General features: G+C 46.9%; 17 protein-coding genes. 10 read left to right on the forward strand and 7 right to left on the reverse strand.

Annotated elements, in window-relative coordinates:
* Positions 1-405, reverse strand: a complete 405-nt coding sequence (locus AC5ZC7_RS06100; RefSeq protein WP_496160482.1) for a hypothetical protein — start codon at positions 403-405, stop codon at positions 1-3.
* Positions 406-512: 107 nt separating this feature from the next.
* Between AC5ZC7_RS06100 and AC5ZC7_RS06105 the strand changes: the two genes are divergently transcribed.
* Entirely contained in the window at positions 513-1,055 is a 543-nt protein-coding gene (locus tag AC5ZC7_RS06105) for a DUF8685 domain-containing protein (RefSeq protein ID WP_496160481.1), read from the forward strand.
* On the opposite strand, the gene AC5ZC7_RS06110 is transcribed toward AC5ZC7_RS06105, so the two are convergent.
* Entirely contained in the window at positions 1,052-2,152 is a 1,101-nt protein-coding gene (locus tag AC5ZC7_RS06110) for a lipase family protein (protein ID WP_496160480.1), read from the reverse strand. The genes AC5ZC7_RS06105 and AC5ZC7_RS06110 overlap by 4 nt on opposite strands.
* A 137-nt stretch (positions 2,153-2,289) precedes the next feature.
* Here AC5ZC7_RS06110 and aspA point away from each other — a divergent pair, with 137 nt between their 5' ends.
* From aspA to AC5ZC7_RS06125, 3 genes are all read left to right on the forward strand, one after another.
* Complete coding sequence (aspA, locus tag AC5ZC7_RS06115; protein WP_496160479.1) at positions 2,290-3,693, forward strand: aspartate ammonia-lyase; 1,404 nt, start codon at positions 2,290-2,292, stop codon at positions 3,691-3,693.
* 120 nt (positions 3,694-3,813) lie between these two features.
* Complete coding sequence (locus AC5ZC7_RS06120; RefSeq protein ID WP_496160478.1) at positions 3,814-5,154, forward strand: anaerobic C4-dicarboxylate transporter family protein; 1,341 nt, start codon at positions 3,814-3,816, stop codon at positions 5,152-5,154.
* 39 nt (positions 5,155-5,193) lie between these two features.
* Complete coding sequence (locus tag AC5ZC7_RS06125) at positions 5,194-6,357, forward strand: porin (RefSeq protein ID WP_496160477.1); 1,164 nt, start codon at positions 5,194-5,196, stop codon at positions 6,355-6,357.
* A gap of 187 nt (positions 6,358-6,544) precedes the next feature.
* Here the strand turns inward: AC5ZC7_RS06125 and AC5ZC7_RS06130 are convergent, their stop codons facing one another.
* Positions 6,545-9,004, reverse strand: coding sequence for an MG2 domain-containing protein (locus AC5ZC7_RS06130; RefSeq protein ID WP_496160476.1), 2,460 nt, complete (start codon positions 9,002-9,004; stop codon positions 6,545-6,547).
* 119 nt (positions 9,005-9,123) lie between these two features.
* Between AC5ZC7_RS06130 and AC5ZC7_RS06135 the strand changes: the two genes are divergently transcribed.
* Positions 9,124-10,365 (forward strand): aminoacetone oxidase family FAD-binding enzyme, encoded by a 1,242-nt coding sequence (locus tag AC5ZC7_RS06135; RefSeq protein ID WP_496160475.1) that lies wholly within the window; start codon positions 9,124-9,126, stop codon positions 10,363-10,365.
* 84 nt (positions 10,366-10,449) lie between these two features.
* Here AC5ZC7_RS06135 and AC5ZC7_RS06140 read toward each other — a convergent pair whose 3' ends face one another.
* On the reverse strand, positions 10,450-11,091 hold the full coding sequence (locus AC5ZC7_RS06140; RefSeq protein WP_496160474.1) for a deoxynucleoside kinase: 642 nt from the start codon (positions 11,089-11,091) through the stop codon (positions 10,450-10,452).
* 35 nt (positions 11,092-11,126) lie between these two features.
* Complete coding sequence (folK, locus tag AC5ZC7_RS06145) at positions 11,127-11,615, reverse strand: 2-amino-4-hydroxy-6-hydroxymethyldihydropteridine diphosphokinase (protein WP_496160473.1); 489 nt, start codon at positions 11,613-11,615, stop codon at positions 11,127-11,129.
* 86 nt (positions 11,616-11,701) lie between these two features.
* On the opposite strand from folK, the gene sppA reads away from it, so the two are divergent.
* From sppA to AC5ZC7_RS06170, 5 genes are all read left to right on the forward strand, one after another.
* Positions 11,702-13,462 carry a signal peptide peptidase SppA gene (sppA, locus tag AC5ZC7_RS06150; RefSeq protein WP_496160472.1) on the forward strand — a complete coding sequence of 587 codons (1,761 nt, stop codon included), beginning with the start codon at positions 11,702-11,704 and terminating at the stop codon, positions 13,460-13,462.
* 165 nt (positions 13,463-13,627) lie between these two features.
* A complete protein-coding gene (locus AC5ZC7_RS06155; RefSeq protein WP_496160471.1) occupies positions 13,628-14,734 on the forward strand; it encodes an ABC transporter permease in 1,107 nt (368 codons plus the stop codon).
* A gap of 40 nt (positions 14,735-14,774) precedes the next feature.
* Positions 14,775-15,311: an SRPBCC family protein gene (locus tag AC5ZC7_RS06160; protein ID WP_496160470.1), complete on the forward strand. Its 537-nt coding sequence runs from the start codon at positions 14,775-14,777 to the stop codon at positions 15,309-15,311.
* A 45-nt stretch (positions 15,312-15,356) separates the two neighbouring features.
* Positions 15,357-15,887, forward strand: a complete 531-nt coding sequence (locus AC5ZC7_RS06165; protein WP_496160469.1) for an SRPBCC family protein — start codon at positions 15,357-15,359, stop codon at positions 15,885-15,887.
* Positions 15,888-16,002: 115 nt separating this feature from the next.
* Complete coding sequence (locus AC5ZC7_RS06170) at positions 16,003-16,497, forward strand: DUF2911 domain-containing protein (protein WP_496160468.1); 495 nt, start codon at positions 16,003-16,005, stop codon at positions 16,495-16,497.
* A gap of 63 nt (positions 16,498-16,560) precedes the next feature.
* Here the strand turns inward: AC5ZC7_RS06170 and bioA are convergent, their stop codons facing one another.
* Both bioA and AC5ZC7_RS06180 read right to left on the reverse strand, forming a co-directional pair.
* Positions 16,561-17,838, reverse strand: coding sequence for an adenosylmethionine--8-amino-7-oxononanoate transaminase (gene bioA / locus AC5ZC7_RS06175; RefSeq protein WP_496160467.1), 1,278 nt, complete (start codon positions 17,836-17,838; stop codon positions 16,561-16,563).
* A gap of 42 nt (positions 17,839-17,880) precedes the next feature.
* A complete protein-coding gene (locus AC5ZC7_RS06180; RefSeq protein WP_496160466.1) occupies positions 17,881-20,358 on the reverse strand; it encodes an ATP-binding protein in 2,478 nt (825 codons plus the stop codon).
* Between the last annotated feature and the right edge of the window lie 59 nt (positions 20,359-20,417).

A 20,417-nucleotide genomic window follows, 5' to 3' on the forward strand; every position in this document is an offset into this window, starting at 1 on the left:
TTATAGCAATCCTAACCCAAGTGTAATGATACTTAACCCCAACAGGATCACCCCCGCATACAGTATTCCAATCCATTGATTAGGCTGCGTGCGGGCATTGCCCGCTGCCGCCGTGAAAAACCCTCCGCTAATCAACAGGGTGCTGAAAGGAATCGCTATTCGTACCAACCACAACAAGGTGGCGCCCAACATCGCCTCATCTGCCAATAACTGACAAACCAGGGATAATATTACCAACACTCCTGCATGGGCATGTCCTGCACGGAACATGGACTGTTGGAAAGGGGTGAGTGGCAATTGTTTCATTTGGCCACTGCGTATTTTTAACAGGAAATAGCCCCCGAATTCAATAGTCGGAATGGTGATGAGAATAAGGCCACACATCAGTTTGGCTGCAGGAGTCATATCGGTTGTTTTTAGCAGCGGTAATAGTAAATGCTTCCCTTCCCATATCCCCTAACAAATGTTAGTTTATTCCTTTTGCCGGAATTTTTTATGTTTGAGGAAAAAAGATGGAAGAACTCACCCTCGGCGTTGGCTCCAGAGTACAGCATGCTCATTATGGCCCTGGTGTAATTGTGGCGGTAAAATACGCCCAGTACCGTGTTACTTTTATGGATCATGGCATTAAGATGATCGATAAAACAGATCCGCTCTTTGAAGTACTGGTGGCAGAAAACACCACCCCGGAAGTGGAAACCGCTTCAGAGGTGGAAACATCGTTGTTGAAAATTCTGCGTTTATGGGGAGGCATTGCAGAAGTAGTGCCATTGGGTGATCGTTGGAAAGGTGGTAACCTTATTCTTCAGCCTGGCGACCCATCGCTGAAAGCGAAAGAGCTGCCGATTGATACCTTCTTCCATAAAATAGTAATGCTACGTGACCGCCTCCGTGTACTTGAGCAAAATATCAACAGCCACAAAGTGCTCACTGATGAAGAAAAGGTAAATATGCAGCAATACATCACCCGTATCTACGGCTCACTCACTACTTTCAACGTATTGTTCAGAGATAAAGAACATTGGTTTACCGGGGAGAAGAGCGGTAATGATTAATGGGCATCTACGTGGTAAATCTGTTCCAGCTCCCACCGGTACGGCTCTAACATATGGTGCCTGAAAATGTTTTTGCCATCAAACGGAAAATTTTCATCGTATCCTTTTACGGGATATAGAATAACAGGCGTACCTGCCGGCGTATAATTGTGACTGGTTACAAAATCCGGGCGCTGATACTCCGGCAGTATCTTTTTTACACGGGTATAGGCAAATTTGCCCAATACCCTTTGCATACGCCGCGAAGCCCTTTTCGCAGGACGATCCAGCCGACCATACATATAACTAAGTACCCAACGAACCGCCCATTTCTGATCTTTCATCGAAGCCTTTATGTTGGCGAAAGGATTCACCGCCGTGAAGTCCCGGGTGGTTTGCAGGGAAAACGGTGTTTCCGGTACCCAGTCGCGCGTATTGACTACGCGCAAACCCCAGCCGTCCCGTGTAATATAATCATAGTCGTAAGCATAGTTAAGATTACCGGGCTTGGGTGCTGCACTGGCGTATGTTTTAAATACGATGTCTTTTGGCAGTCTGTCGGTATAGGCAAAATAGGAACGCATCAGGAAAGAGATGGCGCCGCCCTGGCTATGACCGAAGATGATAAATTCGTGTATGCCTTGCTGATAGTACTCGTTTATTTTACGGATCATGTCCGGTCCCATAGCCGCCACGGCCAGCATCCATCCCGCATGCACATAGGCTTTGGGATCTTCGGCTACTTTATAAGGAACGGAAGTACTGTCGTTGAGTTTAACAGTACCCTGCGCCGGAATCATGCCCGCATAAAAGTTTTCCAGCCACGAGGTGCTGCTGCCTACAGTGCCCCGGATCACAATAATACCCACACCATCTTTTCGTTTCCACAGATCCCAGCGATTCACCAGTCCTGATTCGGCGGCACGATATACCAGTTCACAATCGCGGGGAGGACTGCTTTTTACTTTCGTCCAGGGGGTATCGCCCAGCCGGTCCACCATTTTCAATAGTTCTGCATATTCGGATGGGTTAAAATGAGGTTGGAGGTGTTGGGCAAAAGCAACATTTCTCCCGAAAAATAAAAATAGAAAACCAAACAGTGAAAGGCGGTAGATCATGGAAATTTATGAATTACAATTCGTGAACAACAAGTAAAATACTAATAAAAGCGCTCCTCTTTAAGATAAAATAAAACAATTCGCATTGTTTCATTGTTGTAAATGCGTTTAACTTTCAAGCCTAAATTACTTTAAATATGGCAAAGAGAATTGAGCATGATTTCCTTGGTGAAAAAGAAATACCACAAAACGTTTATTACGGTATTCAAACCCTGCGTGCAATTGAGAATTTTCATATTACGGGTATTCCCCTGAAGGTAGAACCCATTTTCGTACAGGCATTGGGCTATGTAAAGAAAGGTGCAGCCATGGCCAATCGCGACCTGGGCGTACTTGATAAAAATATTGCAGAACATATTATTAAGGCCTGCGATCGCGTGATAGCCGGCGAGTTCAACGACCAGTTCCTGAGCGACCTGATACAGGGCGGAGCCGGTACTTCTGTGAATATGAATGCCAATGAAGTGATAGCCAATGTGGCGCTTGAAATGATGGGCAAAGAAAAGGGGCAATATGAATTCTGTCATCCGAACAACCATGTAAACTGTTCCCAGTCTACCAACGACGCATATCCTACTGCTTTTCGTATAGCCCTCATCAATAAACTCACCGGGTATAAAGCAACCCTCGGACAACTAGCAGATGCCTTTGCTGCCAAGGGAGAAGAGTTTAAGAACGTACTGAAAATGGGACGCACCCAATTACAGGATGCGGTGCCAATGAGCATGGGCGATGAATTCAAAGCTTTCGCTACCAATATCAACGAAGAGCTGGCACGCGTGGAAGAAAGCAAACGCCTGATCTCTGAAATCAATATGGGGGCCACCGCTATTGGTACCGGTGTAAATGCCCCCAAAGGATATGCAGAACTGGTAACCAAACACCTGGCCACTATCACCGGCCTGGAGCTCATCCTGGCAGGCGATCTGATTGAAGCTACTTATGATACCGGCGCGTATGTACAATTATCCGGTGTGCTGAAACGTACTGCGGTAAAGGTTTCCAAGATATGTAACGATTTGCGGTTATTATCTTCCGGCCCACGTACAGGCTTAAACGAAATTAACCTGCCGCCTATGCAGCCCGGGTCTTCTATTATGCCTGGTAAAGTAAACCCAGTGATCCCGGAAGTGGTGAACCAAACCGCATTTTATGTGATTGGCGCCGATTTGATGGTCACTATGGCCGCCGAAGCCGGACAATTGCAGCTCAACGTAATGGAGCCCACTATCGCGTTTGCGTTATTTACGGCCATCACTTATATGAATAATGCTTGTCAAACGTTGAAAGATAAATGTGTGGTGGGGATCACTGCCAATGCAGACCGTACCAAAGAAATGGTGATGCACAGCATTGGTATTGTTACACAGTTGAATCCTATTATCGGTTATGAAAAATGTTCTGCGATTGCAAGGGAAGCACTGGAAACAGGCAAATCTGTGCATGACCTGGCAGTAAAGGAAAAGAAGTGGGTAACACAAGAGAAGTGGGATGAGATTTTCACTTTTGACAACCTGATCAGACCCCAATTTATACAATAAAGTACGAAGGCAGTCGCCCGGTTATGCCGGCTGACTGCCTGTTTTAGTTCCGGCGCTATTGCTTTGTTGGAGCCGGTTTGCAGTGTAGGAACAGCTAATCATCAGATATACACGCTTCATATGATCTGGTTACAATTTGCAATTTTGTTGGGGGCTATCCTCGTAGGTGCCCGTATGAAAGGTATCGGCCTGGGAGTGATGGGAATGGTGGCATTGGCCATTTATATATTCCTGTTCCGGATGCGTCCTGCCGATCCGCCGATTGATGTGATGCTGATTATTCTCGCGGTGGTGAGCACGGCAGCTACTTTGCAGGCAGCCGGGGGAATGGATTACCTGGTACGGCTGGCCGAAAAAATATTGCGCAGCAAGCCTTCGCTGATTGTATTACTGGGGCCATTGGTCACCTATATGTTTACGTTGTTTGCGGGTACTGCGCATATCACGTATTCGCTGTTGCCCATTATTGCAGAAGTATCTACCAAAAAAAGAATACGTCCGGAAAGGGCTTTGAGTATATCGGTGATTTCTTCCCACCTGGCCATTACGGCCAGCCCTATATCTGCTGCTACCGCGGCGTTATTAACGATATTGAGTGGTAAGGTAGAGCTCCTGGAAATTTTGAAAGTATGTATTCCGGCTACCTTGATTGGCACGCTGGCAGGCGTGGTGGTATGTTGGAAAAAAGGGAAGGAGCTGGACCAGGATCCGCTGTTTCTCGAAAAAATGAAAGACCCTGAATTTGCGGCCAGTATTAATGCAGATTCGGCTACTGCAGCAGCGCCTTTGTTACCTGGTGCAAAATCATCCGTGTTGATTTTTGGATTAGCAGTATTGCTGATTGTATTGGTAGGTGCTTTCCCGGCCATGTTGCCTTCTTTTGGTCCTGGTACCAGCAACCTGTCTGTAGATGGGGCAGGTAATATCAAAATGGCTGCTGTGATAGAACTGGTGATGCTGGCTGCTGCCGCGGCTATTATGCTGCTGTGTAAAACCTCTACTGCAGCCGTAGCCAAAGCAAGTTTGTTTGGTTCCGGTGCGCAGGCAGTGGTGTCTATTTTTGGCGTAGTGTGGATGAGTGCTACGTTTATGCAAACCAATACCGACATTATAGAACATACGCTGGGAGACATGGTTCGTTCTGCTCCCTGGACATTTGCTATTGCCCTGTTCCTCCTGAGCATCCTGCTCTTTAGCCAGGCCGCTACTACCAAGGCGTTGATGCCGTTGGGATTATCGCTTGGCATTATTCCTCCTCACCTGGTAGCCATGTTTCCGGCGGTAAATGGTGACTTCGTTTTACCCGGCTATCCTACACTGCTGGCGGCCATTAACTTTGACCGTACCGGCAGTACACATATTGGTAAATTCCTGGTGAACCATAGTTTTATGATACCTGGTATTGTGAGCGTGGCGGTTTCTGTAGCAGTGGGCTTCGTCCTCGCAGGAATATTGTGGTAATACAATATACAGGCTGGTTACTTCCGAAATCTATTGATTATGCATATCCTCAAATGGCTGATGGCGTGCCTGCTATTGTGCGCTATTACTGCATCTGCACAGCAGCAGGAAGCAAAAAATGATACCCTGCATACCCCGTTGATTCCTGTCAGCAAGCAATCTTTATTGAATAACGTAGATGTGCTTGCCAATATGCGTGTTGCCTTCCGCAATGATTTCCAAAATGGAACGTATACTGGTTCCCGTTTTGTGAATGAACAGTTCCGGCTGGAAATCAAAGGTAAAGTATCGGATAAACTGTATTTCCGTTTCCGCGACCGCTATACCCGTGATCCCGCCACGCAATCAGTTGATAATCTCAGCAGATCCACCGACCTGGCATATGTACGTTTTGATCCGAATGAGAAATGGAAAATATATGCCGGTAAGTTATGTGCCGACTGGGGCGGTTATGAATTTGATTTAAACCCTATTGACATTTATGAATACTCAGACATCATTGAGTATGCAGATAACTTCCTGACCGGCGCCGGGGTGGGCTTTCTGCCAGACAAGAACAATGAGTTTACTTTCCAGATATTAAACAGCCGCACCAAAACATTCAAGGAATTATACGACACCATTCCCGGTATTACTGAAAGTAAATTTCCTTTCGCTGCCGTGATTAACTGGCGGGGCAATTTATTTGATGGCAAGTTTAGTACTATCTGGTCTTACAGTATTTTTAAAGAAGCTACGCACCAGTACATGAATTATTTTGCTTTCGGTAACCAGTTATCGTTGCATAATTTCCGGCTGCAATATGATTTTAAATTAAGCCTGGAGAACCTGGATCGTAAGTTATTAGTTAGCAGCTTTACACCCGATAAGAAAGCGGTGCAGGGTGTCCGGTACATGGGCCATTGGCTGAGTGTGGATATTAAACTGAGTCGCATTGTACACCTGGCCTTAACCGGGATGGTGGATTTTGCTTATTGGGATGGCAATCCCGATCCTAACAAAGATAAAAAGCTGCGTACCGCCTGGGGATATATACCGGGGGTAGAGGTATATCCGTTTAAGACCGTCAATTTAAAAGTGTATGCTAATATGATAGGACGGGTGTACCGTTATAGCAATTACGCACAAACGAAATTTGGCATGGTGAACAATGATAACTTCCGTTTCTCTGTGGGGATTGTGACGCCCTTGTTGATTTTATAAAAGCGGATTTTTGTCTTTTCCAGGATTATACTGATTATACTGATTTTTACTTTTGATTTTGGAAGATTATAAAAGATTAGGGAAGATGAATGCGGATATTCGCTTTCATCTTCCCTAATCTTTTATAATCAAAAAAACTAAAAATCAGTATAATCAGTATAATCCTGGAAAAGACAAAAATCCGCTTTTATAATTCCTGTTCCAGTCTGCCTACGCTACCATCATCCGCAATACCTTCCACTACCAGACGGAAACGTTTGGTGAAATCGTTGTTATAGAATTGTATTCTCGCAGTATGCGTGAGGGTATCCACTGCTACGTTCGGGTTCCAGTAGAGGGTGAGGCGTTTATCAGGTAAAGCATGTACTTCTTTCTTCACGGAGTAGTCCGGGGAGTAGAATTGTTTTACGATGGTATAGCCGGCCTTTTTATACAATTTGAAACCGCGGATACTTGGATCGTTTTTAGGGGCGTTATCGCCGCCTTTTTTGGTGTATACTGCGATAGCGCCATTAGCGCCGCCAAAGCCACCCATAAACGGAGGACGGAATACTTTAACGAGCGCAATATCCTGCATGGAGAGGGTGCTCAGCATACTCACATCTGTTTGCATTTCATTCAGGTATAAGCCTGGTTTACCACCCCGCCAGGAGAGGGACGGATTGTTGTAGTCGCCGGTAATCTGGAGGCCTGCTACTTTTGATTGCAGGTATTGGAATACGTTGAGTGCAATCGGATTTTCCTTGGTGAGGTCAAAGGTGTAGCCATCGCCGCCGGAGAACATACCGGAGGTATAACGTTTCTCCGTGGTTTCTTCCGGTTTTACTTTGGCTGCATTTACGTTTACTTCTTTCAGGTATACCATTTTATTGTTGATAGAACGGTTTACCTTATTGCCTTCTGAGGCGCTGGTGAGGAATTGTTTCAGTGCATTATTATCTACTGCAGGTGGTATACGCAGTGGATAAGGTATTTTAATTTGTGTAGGACGTTCAAAGAAGTGGTTATCGAACTTCACGTTTACGTCTACTCCTTTTTTCACGAGGTCATTTCCCTGGTAGTAGATGTAGGCGGTATCCGGGAATACCATGTTGGCAATTTCGAATTCTCCTTTCTCGTTGATAGGAGCGGAAGCAAACATGGAGGAGCTGTCTATTGGCAGGCGGATGATCATATCCAGTTTACCGGTAGGCATTGGGCGGCCATTCAACATGGTAGCCTGTCCTTTCATGAGCAGTCCTTGTTCGTAAGGGAACCTGATTTCCGGGAATTCGTTCTTCACGATTTTTTCCCAGCTGAATCGTGTCCAACCATGGGTCATCATCACGAGGTCGAGGCCACGGAGGGTGGAATCGGCTTCGTTGCGGAAGTACCAGGAAGGGTTGTATATGTAGCCTTTCAGATCGGAGGTGAGTAAGAAGGTAGATACGATATTATTGGAATTTTTATCTACCGGTACGGCATCTGCATCTGTGATAGACATAGAGATACTGGTTTGCATAGAATCCGGCAGGCGTATTTCTATGGCATTTTTGGCTCTGGGCTCTTTGTGGGTGTCGGCATCCAGTACATCCATTTGGAGGAGGTCATTTTTGCGGACGAAGGAGAGCCTTTCAGAGAGCGGCAGACCGGACTTAGCGAAGAGGGTGATGTGTAAGATACCGGAGGGCAGGTGGTCTGCCGGGATAAAGCCGCTGATACGGCCTTCGCCGATATCCAGGGTGGCTTTGTATACCAGCTGGGAGCCCATCTGGGCAACGATTACGAGGTCGTTGAAGGCAGTGTCGCTTACATTCGCAGGAACGGCCTGGTAGAAGATGCGGCTGCCTTTATTGAATACTTTCAGGGAAACGCCGGTGGTAACGGGCGCGGGGAGGGCAAATGTTTTGGTTTGTCCTTTGGCATTTTTTATGGTTGCCTGGAAAATATCCTGTCCGTTGGCGGGGGTGATATCGAAGGTACCCATCCCGTCGTGTACGGATTTGAGGGCTACCGGGTTGGCGCCTTTGGCATCTTTCACGGTACCGGTAACTTCAGTGGGGTAGCCGTTATTGTCGATCGCTTTGAACGCTACGACGTTAGGCTGACCGGCGATAAGGTTACCTCCTTCCGGGAAAAACTGTACGGCAAAGTCGGGCGTAGTAACGCTATCGGGCGGAGCAACCGTTTTTTGGGAAGGATCAAATATTTGTATGGTTCTGCTATAGCTGAAAGCGGGATCGAAGTTGAGCATCCAGGCGGTATAAGCACGGAGCTGGTATACGCCGGGTTTCTGGGTTTCCGGCAGGTCGAAGTTGCCCGGAGATCCGGCATTACCGGCCGCAAACAGTTTCTTTTGTACAACGTTATTATTCTTATCCAGCAACTCCACATAAAGATTTGTGGCGGTGGTGGAAGGCATTCCCTGCAGGGTGATATAGCCTTTAAACCAGATGGTTTCACCAGCAGCGTAGTAGTCTTTATCCAGGTGGAGATATACTTTTTCGGCAGGGTAACGGGCGCCGAATGTTTGTAATGCCTTTACTATGCGATCGGACCAATCGTTGGGCGAAGGTAGTATAGCCAGTGCACTCATTGCGCCGGTCAACAGAACGGCAGGGATCATCCATTTCAGGTGATGTCTCTTTTTCTTCAGGTGCGGTTGCATGTAATATATTTTGAGCCAGTATAATATATGTAAAAATATAAACTTCGGAAGATTAATCGGTAATTAATCGCAGGTTTGTTATTATTGCGTGTTCAAGCCATGGTTTTAACAAGATTTTAATGAGTTCAGAACAAAAACGTTTAGTGGTGGCAGGCGGTGGAGCTGCCGGATTTTTTTGTGCGGTAAATGCAGCCCGACTTTGCCCGCAGCTGGAAGTAGTGCTGTTGGAGAAAACAGGCAAGCTACTATCCAAAGTGAAGGTAAGTGGAGGCGGCAGGTGTAATGTGACCCACAACGCACCGGATATTACGTATATGGCTAAACGTTATCCAAGGGGGCAAAATTTTGTCAAAAAATCATTTTCCCGCTTTTTTGTGACAGATACGATCAACTGGTTTGCGGAAAGAGGGGTGAAACTGAAGGCAGAAGACGACGGCCGTATGTTCCCGGTGACAGATAGTTCCCAGACGATTATCGACTGCCTGTTGCGTGAGGCAGATAAATACCGCTTAAGTATCCGTACCAATACCGAAGTAACTTCCTTTAAGAAAGGCCCTGGCGGTGGCTGGCAGCTGCAACTGCAAAATGGTGGCACTCTCACAGCCGATTACCTGTGTATTGCCGCTGGTGGATATGCGCAGGCGGATAAATTCGCCTGGCTGTTGCAGAGTGGACATAGCGTAGTGCCTCCGGCGCCTTCCCTGTTTACTTTTAATATGCCGGGGAATCCTGTTACCAGCCTGATGGGCGTGGCACATACCGCACATGTTAAAATTGCCGGCACCAAACTACAGGAGCAAGGTCCGCTGCTGATTACTCACTGGGGCATGAGCGGTCCTGCTGTACTCCGACTCTCTGCCTGGGGCGCCCGGGAGCTGCAGCAGTTACAGTATACATTTACTGCTATTGTGAACTGGCTGCCACAGTATAATGAGAATAGCCTGCGGGAAGACTGGCAACATCTGCGTTTTGAGTTAGGAAAACAAAAACTGCATCATAAAAATCCTTTCGGCTTACCACAACGGCTCTGGCAGTTTTTGCTGCAACAGGTAGGCATCCCCGAAGATATGCGCTGGGCCGACCTGCCGGCAAAAGACCAGAATCGTTTGATGAAACTGTTGGTGAGCATGGAATTCCCGGTAAAAGGTAAAACAACTTTCAAAGAAGAGTTTGTGACCTGTGGGGGGATTACCCTCAGTGAAATAGACCCGGCTACCATGGAAAGTAAGCTGGTGCCTGATTTATATTTCGCCGGAGAGGTGATGGATGTAGATGGTATTACCGGTGGCTTCAACTTTCAGCACGCATGGACCAGCGGCTTTGTAGCCGCGACAGCTATTGCTGGGAAGCAGAAGGCGTAAAGCAGAAAGCAAAAAGCGATTGTAGCGAATGACAGTTGCGGATACGCTTTGATCATTCGCTACAATAGCTTTTTGCTTTCTGCTTTATGCTTTCTGCTCCAGTTTCAAATAGTGCACCCCTGGGGCATACTCCTTTTCCAGCGCCGCCAACAGGTTTTTGAAATCGTCCGGCTGACGGATGAAATCTACTTTGGTAGTGTCTACCACAAGTGTACGTACAGGATGTTGTTTGATATACTGCATGTAGGTGTCGTGTACGCTCATCAGGTATTCATCCGGAATTTGTTGTTCGTAGGTGCGATTGCGGTGTTTGATATTTTCCTGCAGCTTGGTTACCGGGGCATTCAGGAAGATCAGCAAATCGGGTTGTACCAATTGCGGATTAATAATATCGAATAACTTCTGGTACAAGGCATATTCTTCTTCCGGCAGGTTTACTTTTGCAAATAGCAGGCTTTTGATAAAGAGATAATCGGAGATGATGACATCACTGAAAAGATCCTTTGACTGCAGCATTTCCTTGAGTTGCTTGTAACGTTCTGCCATGAAAAACAACTCCAGCGGGAAGGCGTATTGCTGGGGGCGTTCATAGAACAGCGGCAGAAATGGATTGTCTGCAAATTCTTCCAGGATTAATTTGGCAGAAAAATGAGCAGACAGCATATTGGCCAATGTAGTTTTGCCAGCGCCAATGTTTCCTTCTACCGTAATAAATTTATAATGCATGAATATTTTGTTTAGTGTGTAAGCTAGCCAGTCCGTTAGGGAAGCTGGTAGCGGTTAACGGGTAAAGTATCCGGGCAGTTCTCCGCCAGTTCCTTTACGGTTTTATGCAGCACGGGATGTACATAGTCCGGAATAATTTCCAGTAAAGGTACCAGTACAAATTGCCGTAGCTGCATCTGTGGATGAGGTATTTTTAAATCCGGCAACGACAGGATACTGTCGTTAAAGAAGATGAGGTCAATGTCAATGACCCTGGAACCCCATTTCTCCTGGCGGATCCGACCAATTTTTCTTTCTATTTCCAACAGTGTATGCAGTAACGTTAGTGCATCCATTGTTGTACGGATTGCTACCCCCTGATTCAGATAATCAGGCTGGTCTACGGCTCCCCATGGAGCGGTCTGGTATAAGGAGGAGATCTTTACGACCTCGCCGGCTGTTTCGGCGATTAGTTGTACCGCCTTTTCAAGGTTCGCGGTACGGTCGCCTAAATTGCCACCTATAAGTAATATTGCTGTATTCATGTAGATTTCGAATCCCAAAAGTAGCCATATTCCTTATTTTTGAAAAAATGTATCTTTCCACCTCAGTTTCATCTTAACAAAAGAATATGCGTTTCTTCAAAGTTTTTCTGGCCGCCCTGCTTGCATTTATTGCATTTGCGGGTATATGCGTCATCGTATTGCTGGTGATGTTAGGCAAGGCTTTAGCCCCCAATCAAATCACCATTAGCCCCAATTCTGTCCTGGTGTTGGAAACCGGTCAATCGTACAAGGAACAAACGATGTCAAGTCCGCTGGGCACCTTCCTGCAGGATGACGAAGGAGAAACTCCCGGTTTGTTTCAGGCCGTGCGATTAATCGAAAACGCCGCCAATGATGATAATATCAAAGGTATTTATCTGAAAGTAAACGGTAACCCCAGTGGTTTTGCCAGTACAGAAGAGTTGCGTAATGCCCTGCTTCGCTTCCGTAAATCAGGTAAATTCGTATATGCGTATGGCGAAGTAATTGGCCAGGGGGCTTATTACCTGGTGTCTGCTGCCGATAAAGTTTACCTCAATCCCAAAGGAGGACTGGATTTCACGGGTTTCTCCACGCAAATACCTTTTGTAAAAGGTTTGCTGGAAAAGTTGGAAATAAAGCCTGAAATTTTCTACTGTGGTAAATTTAAAAGTGCCACAGAACCCTTACGTGAAACGCAGATGACTGAGGCTAACCGTGTTCAGACTACCCAGTTCCTGGGTGAGTTATATGGTCATTTCCTGGCAGGCGTTGGTAAGGCGCGTAATATAGATACTGCTGCGTTGCATGGCTATGCTAACGAAAATATGATCCAGGAACCGAATGATGCCCTGAAATATAAGTTGGTAGACGGTTTGAAATATGATGATGAAATAACCGCAGAATTGAAAAGCAAAACCGCTACCAAAGCAGATGATGCCATCAATTTTGTTTCCCTCGGAAAATACAATGTAGCAGCAGACTTACCAATCAGTACCGCTGATGGAAAAATTGCCCTGATTTACGCGGAAGGAGATATCGTAGATGGAGAATCCGACAGGGGGACTAATATTGCCAGTGCAGATTATATCAGCGAAATCCGTAAGGTAAGGGAAGATAAAAGTGTAAAAGCCATCGTGTTCCGTGTGAATTCCGGTGGAGGTAGTGCATTGGCTTCTGAAGTGATCTGGCGGGAGTTGTCGCTGGCAAAGAAAGTAAAACCTGTAGTTGTTTCCATGGGGGATTACGCTGCTTCCGGCGGTTACTATATTTCCTGTATGGCCGACAGCATTTTTGCGGAACCGAATACCTTAACCGGTTCTATCGGCGTATTTGGTGTGATGTTTAATATGCAGGACTTCTTTAAAAATAAGCTGGGTGTTACTTTTGATGGGGTGAAAACCGCACAGTATGCTGACCTGGGCAGCATGGGGCGTCCGCTGACAGACGGAGAGAAGCGCTTTATCCAGAATGGGGTTGACAGCACTTATGCCTCCTTCAAATCACGCGTAGTAGCGGGTAGAAAGCTGGACCCGGCGGTGGTAGACAGCATTGCACAAGGACGCGTATGGAGCGGCCTGGAGGCAAAAGAACTGGGACTGGTAGACCGTATTGGTGGTGTAAAAGAAGCACTGGCTTGTGCTGCCCATTTGGCTAAGCTGTCTGATTATCGCTTGAGGGAATATCCGGAAGCCAAAAAGAACAAGATTGGCCGTTTCCTGAGAGGGTTAGGCGCAGAAGCCCGTACCAGCATGGTGAAAAAAGAGCTGGGCACAAACTACGAATTGTACCAGGAGTTAAAAGATGTACAGCAGCTGCATGGCCGGATACAGGCCAGGATGTTGCCGTTTAAATATACCAGTTTCTAAAACGAGCAGAAAGCGGAAAGCTTAAAGCACAAAGCTATAAAAGCGAATGACCGGAGCGAGTACTTAAACTCATACGCTCCGGTCATTCGCTTTTATAGCTTTGTGCTTTGTGCTTTTAGCTTCTGCATTTTTATTGTAGTTTTGCCTGCAACTTTAGAAAATAGGATGAAAGGAGCTAAGTACAATCAGTTGAGGGCCATGTTGGCTATAACGAAAGGAAGTTTAAGGGGTATATTCCGCAGTCCTTCCGCCGTGGTGTTTAGTTTGGGGTTCCCGCTGGTATTTATCCTGGTGTTTGGGTTTATTGGGGGGAGTTCTGTTTCTGTAAAAGTAGGCGTAGACCGCCAAACCGATATTACTACCAAGTTTTACCAGGGGTTACAGCAGGCGGGTACTTTGAAGCTGGTCACCACTCAGCCAGCAGCCGAAATGGAGGATGATCTGAAGAAAGGCAGACTGGTAGCCATTTTAAATATAGTGCCGGTTCCTGGGAATGATTCCGTACCCCATTATGAGGTCAATATCCGTACTTCCACCGCTTCTGATGCCGGTAAGAAAATGATCCTGATGGGGATATTGAAGAGTGTGACCACCCAACTGGATGATGTAAGTTATAAACGTCCATCTGTGGCTGTTTTCAAGCAAACAGAGATCCCCGGACGTGAATTCAAGACCATCGACTTTATTTTACCCGGACAGCTGGGCTTTGCGCTCATGAGTGCCGCCGTATTTGGCACCGCTTTCCTGTTTTATAATATGCGTCAAACATTGGTACTCAAGCGTTTCTTCGCTACTCCGATCAAGCGCACCTATATTGTACTGGCAGAAGCGCTGAGCCGGATGATTTTCCAGCTGATCAGCTCTGTGGTGATCATTGCACTGGGGCATTTTGCCTTTGGGTTTACGCTGGTGCACGGTTTTGCCACTTTCCTGGAAATGCTGGTATTATCCGTATTCGGGCTGCTGGTATTTATGGGCTTTGGCTTTGTGGTGAGTAGTTTAGCCAAGAACGAAAGCACCATTCCACCGCTGGCGAATATTGTTACCTTGCCGCAGTTCCTGCTGGCGGGCACCTTTTTCCCGATCGACTCTTTCCCGGGCTGGTTGCAGCCTATCTGTAAAATAATGCCGCTCACTTACCTGATTGATGCGTTGCGTAAAGTGGCCTTTGAGGGGCAGCATCTGTGGCATGTGGGCTGGGATATTGCCATTTTGACTTTATGGGGTATTATCGTGTATGCGGTAGCCGTGAAAGTATTCAAATGGGAGTAGTCTGATTTTAGTAGATTTGTGCTATCTAAAATCCAGTCAGATGCAAGCCTTTTTCATTATTCTGGGTGCATTTATCGTCCTTGTGCTGGGGCTTTTCATTTTTAGTTTTTTCCTGTCACCCACTGTTAAAGTGGAGCGTTCCCTGGTAATGCCGGCAGCGCCCGGGGTTATTTTCCCATTGGTGAATGTTGTCCGTAACTGGGAGTTATGGTCGCCCTGGAAGGAGCTGGACCCTGCCACGAAGATCACGTATGGTGAAAAGGAGAGTGGAGTAGGTGCGGGATACAGCTGGGAAAGTAATAACCGTAATGTAGGACGGGGCCATATGTCTGTGACGGAATCGAGGGAGGATCAATACATTGCCACTGATAACGATTTTATGGCCATGGGCGTTGCCAGGGGCTATTTTCGTTTTGATGCCATTGCCGGGGGCACACTGGTTACCTGGGGCATGGTTTGTAATACTGGTCAGCATCCGCTGAGAAAGGTCATGGGGCTGATGATGGATAAGTGGATAGGGAAAGATTTTGAAAAAGGATTAGAGAATATAAAGCGGTTGTCGGCCGCCAGATCATAAGCATGCCGGCTTTGGGCATGCATTCGTTAGCTGTAATTTCTGTTTATGCGTTTTATTAAGCTATTGCTGCTCAGTGTAGTTATTTTGGGCAGTATGATTTTTTTGTTGTCATTATTATTCCCTTCCACGGGCGTAGTGGAGCGTACCGGTGTGATCCGGGCCCCTATCAGTGTGGTGTATGCCCATGTGGGCGACCTGAAGGCCTGGGAGTCCTGGAATCCCTGGACCCGGCCGGATACTACAGCTAACCTGGTATTTTCTTCACCCGCAGCGGGCACTGGCGCCTGGTACAGCTGGGAGGGTAAAGAAAGCAGTGGAAAGGTAACCATCCTGGATAGCGATTCTACGAAAGGTATACATTACCTGCTGGACATTAAAAATGCCCGGCCAGTACATGGTGGCATAGAGCTGAAACCTACGGCTGATGGCACCGGTACGGCTATATTCTGGCATATGGAAATTAAGCTGGGCATGCTGCCCTGGTGGAAATTAAGGGGCTTTGTGACCGACCGGATTTATGGTCCTGCCATGGAAGCTGGTTTGACGAAGCTGAGCAATAGCTGTGAGAAGAAATAATATGGAGTTATTTTACCATTGATCCCAATGTTTTGTTTACAACAGATTTAATGGTTTAATTTAAAGGATAAAGCTTTCTTGAAAAATTCTTCTTATTCCAGAAAAAACTAACAAAATGAAACATTTCTTTTTGGCAACCTTATTTTTGGCCGTTACCAGCCTCGTTTTTGCACAGGAAAAACCGCGTAAAAGCCCTCACGTTACAACAGAAGCCAACGGTATTAAAGTAGTTTACGGACAACCGTCTAAAAACGGCCGCGTAATTTTTGGTACCCTGGAACCATTTGGTAAAGTATGGCGTACTGGTGCAGATGAAGCTACTCAAATCACTTTCAGTAAAGATGTGGTTTTTGGCGGCAAACCTGTTAAAGCGGGTACTTACACTTTGTTCTCTATTCCGGATCCTAAAACCTGGACTGTGATCCTCAATGGTAAACTGGGACAATGGGGTGCGTACGATTATGAAAAGAATAAAGGTGAAGACGTGGTAGCGGTGAAAGTAAAGCGCGAAGCGCTGTCTACACCCGCTGAAAAACTCACTTTCACATTGCCTGGTAATGCCGTGGTATTTGAGTGGGATGATACTAAAATTGCTGTGCCGGTAAAATAACGATACAGGTGAATGCATTTGAAAAGGGCCGCAGCTAAATAGTTGCGGCCCTTTTTATGCGTATTAAAGCGTTGGTATCAGCTCCCGGATACTGGCATAAACCTGGTCCAGTTGTTCGTTGGTAATACAATAGGGAGGCAGTATATACAAGGTGTTACCTAATGGACGTAGCATGATTCTTTTTTCCCGGAAAAAGCGATGCAGGTGATCTGCCAATGCATTCGTGTAACCATCGGCGTTAGTAGTAATAATTTCGAACGCGAGAATGGTGCCTAATAGCCGGGGATTTTTGATGACGGGTATCTGTTGCAGTTCTGCCAGGAATGCCACATGCTTTTCATGTATCCGTTGCCGGTTGGCGGCGCAGGCAGGATCGGTAAAGAGATCCAGGCTGGCCAGTGCAGCGGTGCAGGCCAGTGGGTTGGCCGTAAAAGAGTGGCCGTGGAATAACGTTTTTAGCTTGTCGTTGGACAGAAAGGCTTCATACACTGCTGCGGTGCTGGTGGTAACGCCCAGCGCCATACTGCCGCCGGTAAGCCCTTTGGACAAACAAATCATATCCGGCTGTGTGTGCACATATTCCATGGCGAAGTTTTTACCGGTTCTGCCAAAGCCCGTCATTACCTCATCAGCAATGAGCAGTATCTGTTGGGCTGCACAGTATTGCAGTAGTTGTTCGAACGCGGGCGCTTCATACATGATCATGCCTCCGGAGCCTTGCAGCAATGGCTCAAAAACAAAGGCGGCAATATCTTCCGGTTGTAGCGCGGCAATAGTATTTATAATTTGGGAGATGTTGTCCGCGGTGGGGACATCGATGAAATGAACGTCAAACAGAAGGTCGTCGAACACGCGGGTGAATACACTTCTGCCGCTCACGCTCATGGCGCCAAAGGTATCGCCGTGGTAGGCATTTTTAAATGCGAGTATTTTTTGTTTGCGGATTCCTTTGTTATCCCAGTATTGTATGGCCATTTTCAGTGCTACTTCAATGGCGGTGGATCCGTTGTCGGAGTAAAAAACGCGGCGTTGGTTATCCGGCAGGATTTTCAGCAGGCGTTCGGCGAGGTTTACTGCCGGCGGGTGCGTATATCCGGCAAAGATGCAATGTTCCAATTGTAGCGCCTGGGCGGCCAGTTGCTGTGCAATATGCGGATGTGCATGACCGTGTATATTTACCCACCAGCTGGAAGTAGCATCCAGGTAGGCATTGTTTTGTTCATCAAAAAGGAGGGCGCCCTGTCCGCGTACAATCCCAATGGGCGCAGGCGCTGTTTGCATTTGTGTATATGGATGCCAGATCACGTCGAGATCGCGGGCCGACAAAGAAGATGTAAGCATATTGTTGGCTTTTGTGCAGGCGCGAAGGTACTACAAAACACATCAATCCCGTGGCGATGATACTTTGCTGTATTGCGCCAGCATATGCAGCAGATCTTCAGCGGCATAAGGCTTGGGCAGCATATCTTTTACCTGCAGCTGCGCCAGGCGTTCTTTTACTTCGGGCATTACATCGGCGGTCAGTACAATAATGAATGCATTGGGTTGCAGGTGTTGGATATGCGGAATGGTGGCATAGCCATTCATTTCCGGCATATGGAGGTCGAGGACGACGCCATCGAATGATTGCTCCTGCATTTTTTCCAGTGCTTGCCGGCCGTTGTTGGCGGTAACGATGGTGACGCCGGAGCTTTTCAGTTGCAAGCCAATAATGCGGATGTTAATGGCATTGTCTTCTACTACCAGCAGGCGCATACCTTCCAGGAATCCGGGTGTATGCGGTTCTTTTTGCCGGAGCAGGTTGGCGTTGGTTTCCGGCACGGGAAAATCTATCTCAAAGCGGAAGGAGGTGCCTTCATTTTTTTTGCTTTCCAGTGTAATGTCGCTGTTGTGCAAGGTGACCAGTTTTTTAGTGATGGCGAGTCCCAATCCTGTGCCGCCATGGTGGCGGGTAGTGGCGGAATCTTCCTGTACAAAGGTTTCAAATATTTTATCGTGCATTTCGGGTACAATACCAATCCCGGTATCTTTTACCTGGAAGGAAATCCGGCAGTAATTATCAGTCGTTACTTCCTGTTGCACGGATACAGTTACACTGCCTTCTTTGGTAAATTTGATGGCATTGCTGAGGAGGTTGTTGATGATCTGCGACAGCCGTACCGGGTCACCGGTAATGCGGGCTGGCAGCCTTTTATCGATATGTGTGTGTAAGGCAATCGCCTTGGCTTTTGTCAATGGCAGATAATTGTTGCAAATGCCTTGTATCAGCGTGGCCGGATCGAAATGGATTTTTTCCAACTCAATTTTTCCGGATTCCATTTTGCTGAAGTCGAGGATGTCATTGATGAGGCCCAGCAAATGGTTGGCGGAGAATTGCAGGCTATGAATGATATCTGCATCTTCCGTCACCGGGCTGCCCTCCAGTATGTTGGCAATGCCAATGATCGCATTTAAAGGGGTACGGATTTCATGGCTCATCACAGATAAGAATTCGCTTCTGGCCTGTGCTGCTTTTTGTGCGTTATCCCTGGCGGTGGTGAGCGCCAGTTCTGTATCTTTTTTGTCAGTAATATCCATGATAATGCCCCGGAAGTGGGTGAGGATACCGTTGCTATTATATACCGGCCTGCCTACTGAACGCACCCAGGTTTTTTTCCCTTTGGCAGACACCTGGCGTATTTCCAGGTCAAAGGGAATCTTTTCATTGAAGAGGCGATCCCTGGCGGCGATGAAAGTGGGTTGGTCGTCCGGATGATAGAAACTGGCTGCGCCCTGAAGCGTAACAGGGTAATCGTTTGGCACTTCTCTCAGGGCATATACTTCCCGGGTCCAGTACATTTCTCCGGTAACCACATTAAATTCCCAGCCGCCCATTTTTCCCATCTGCTGACAAATACCCAGCAACTGGTTACTCCGTTTAAGTTCTGACTGTGCCTGCTGGTAGGCCAGGTGTTGTCTTTCCCTGGCAGAAATATTTCTGATCAGGATGAGTATGCGTTTGGGTCCGGGGCTTTTGATCAGCGTCATTTTTATTTCATACCAATGTTCCAGGTCGTGCCGGATATCGGGGTAGATATATTGTTGTGATTCTCCTGTGCGAAGAATTTTATCTGCCAGGCGATTAAAAGCAACGGCGTGTTGGCCGAGTACTTCCGAAATGGTTTTGCCAATTACTTCTTCCCGTGGACGAAACAGGAGGCTTTCCTGGTTGCACCATATTTTGGTAAAAGCTTTCTGGTCATTCATTTCAAACACGATATCATCCAGTGTCAGCATGAGTGCTTCCCATTCTGATTTGAGGGCAATATGGTTTTGTTTCAGTTGTTGATAGTGACGAACGGCCTGCGCGTTTACATGGTGATAGCCCAATACCTGCAGCAGTGGCTGGAGGAAAAGAAGGGTATCTTTCGTGTAGGCGGTGGTGGGGCTGATCAGGCCAATGACTACCAATATTTCCTGTTGAAAAATCACCGGCAAACCGATAAAAGTAGCGGTGTTATTGAGGTGGCTGATTTGTGGTTGGCCGGTATGTGCCACTCCCTGCAACGCGGCTACCACACTCCCTTCGCTTTCGGGCAGGGGATTGATAACGGCCAGCGGTTGTAGGCGAATGCCGCCTTCCCGGCTTTTGGTGACTTCTCCCACAAAACCATGTGTACCATTCAGCAGTGAAAGCAGGGCTGGCAGCAGGCGTTCATATGCTTCGGACAAATGATGACATGCGGGAAAATCCACGTGTATGCGACCAATTATTTCCAGTAATTGCTGGTGTATATTTTGTTCATGGCCTTGCGCACTGTTTTTCAGTTCCCCATTGGCAGGATCATGACGGAAGGGATCTGTAAAAGTAGTAGCCAGCATGAATAATATTAATTTTATAGTTTCGGTTGCTGTTCCAACAAATACATAAATGCGGTATG

The organism is Chitinophaga sp. 9-1-y (assembly GCF_059511905.2).

Coding starts and splice junctions, on each gene's coding strand:
- bioA (WP_496160467.1), bottom strand. CDS start 17,838: ATGCTTACATCTTCTTTGTCGGCCCGCGATCTCGACGTGATCTGGCAT.
- AC5ZC7_RS06170 (WP_496160468.1), top strand. CDS start 16,003: ATGAAACATTTCTTTTTGGCAACCTTATTTTTGGCCGTTACCAGCCTC.
- AC5ZC7_RS06140 (WP_496160474.1), bottom strand. CDS start 11,091: ATGCATTATAAATTTATTACGGTAGAAGGAAACATTGGCGCTGGCAAA.
- AC5ZC7_RS06155 (WP_496160471.1), top strand. CDS start 13,628: ATGAAAGGAGCTAAGTACAATCAGTTGAGGGCCATGTTGGCTATAACG.
- aspA (WP_496160479.1), top strand. CDS start 2,290: ATGGCAAAGAGAATTGAGCATGATTTCCTTGGTGAAAAAGAAATACCA.
- AC5ZC7_RS06165 (WP_496160469.1), top strand. CDS start 15,357: ATGCGTTTTATTAAGCTATTGCTGCTCAGTGTAGTTATTTTGGGCAGT.
- AC5ZC7_RS06180 (WP_496160466.1), bottom strand. CDS start 20,358: ATGCTGGCTACTACTTTTACAGATCCCTTCCGTCATGATCCTGCCAAT.
- AC5ZC7_RS06160 (WP_496160470.1), top strand. CDS start 14,775: ATGCAAGCCTTTTTCATTATTCTGGGTGCATTTATCGTCCTTGTGCTG.
- AC5ZC7_RS06110 (WP_496160480.1), bottom strand. CDS start 2,152: ATGATCTACCGCCTTTCACTGTTTGGTTTTCTATTTTTATTTTTCGGG.
- sppA (WP_496160472.1), top strand. CDS start 11,702: ATGCGTTTCTTCAAAGTTTTTCTGGCCGCCCTGCTTGCATTTATTGCA.
- AC5ZC7_RS06120 (WP_496160478.1), top strand. CDS start 3,814: ATGATCTGGTTACAATTTGCAATTTTGTTGGGGGCTATCCTCGTAGGT.
- AC5ZC7_RS06125 (WP_496160477.1), top strand. CDS start 5,194: ATGCATATCCTCAAATGGCTGATGGCGTGCCTGCTATTGTGCGCTATT.
- AC5ZC7_RS06105 (WP_496160481.1), top strand. CDS start 513: ATGGAAGAACTCACCCTCGGCGTTGGCTCCAGAGTACAGCATGCTCAT.
- AC5ZC7_RS06100 (WP_496160482.1), bottom strand. CDS start 405: ATGACTCCTGCAGCCAAACTGATGTGTGGCCTTATTCTCATCACCATT.
- AC5ZC7_RS06130 (WP_496160476.1), bottom strand. CDS start 9,004: ATGCAACCGCACCTGAAGAAAAAGAGACATCACCTGAAATGGATGATC.
- folK (WP_496160473.1), bottom strand. CDS start 11,615: ATGAATACAGCAATATTACTTATAGGTGGCAATTTAGGCGACCGTACC.
- AC5ZC7_RS06135 (WP_496160475.1), top strand. CDS start 9,124: ATGAGTTCAGAACAAAAACGTTTAGTGGTGGCAGGCGGTGGAGCTGCC.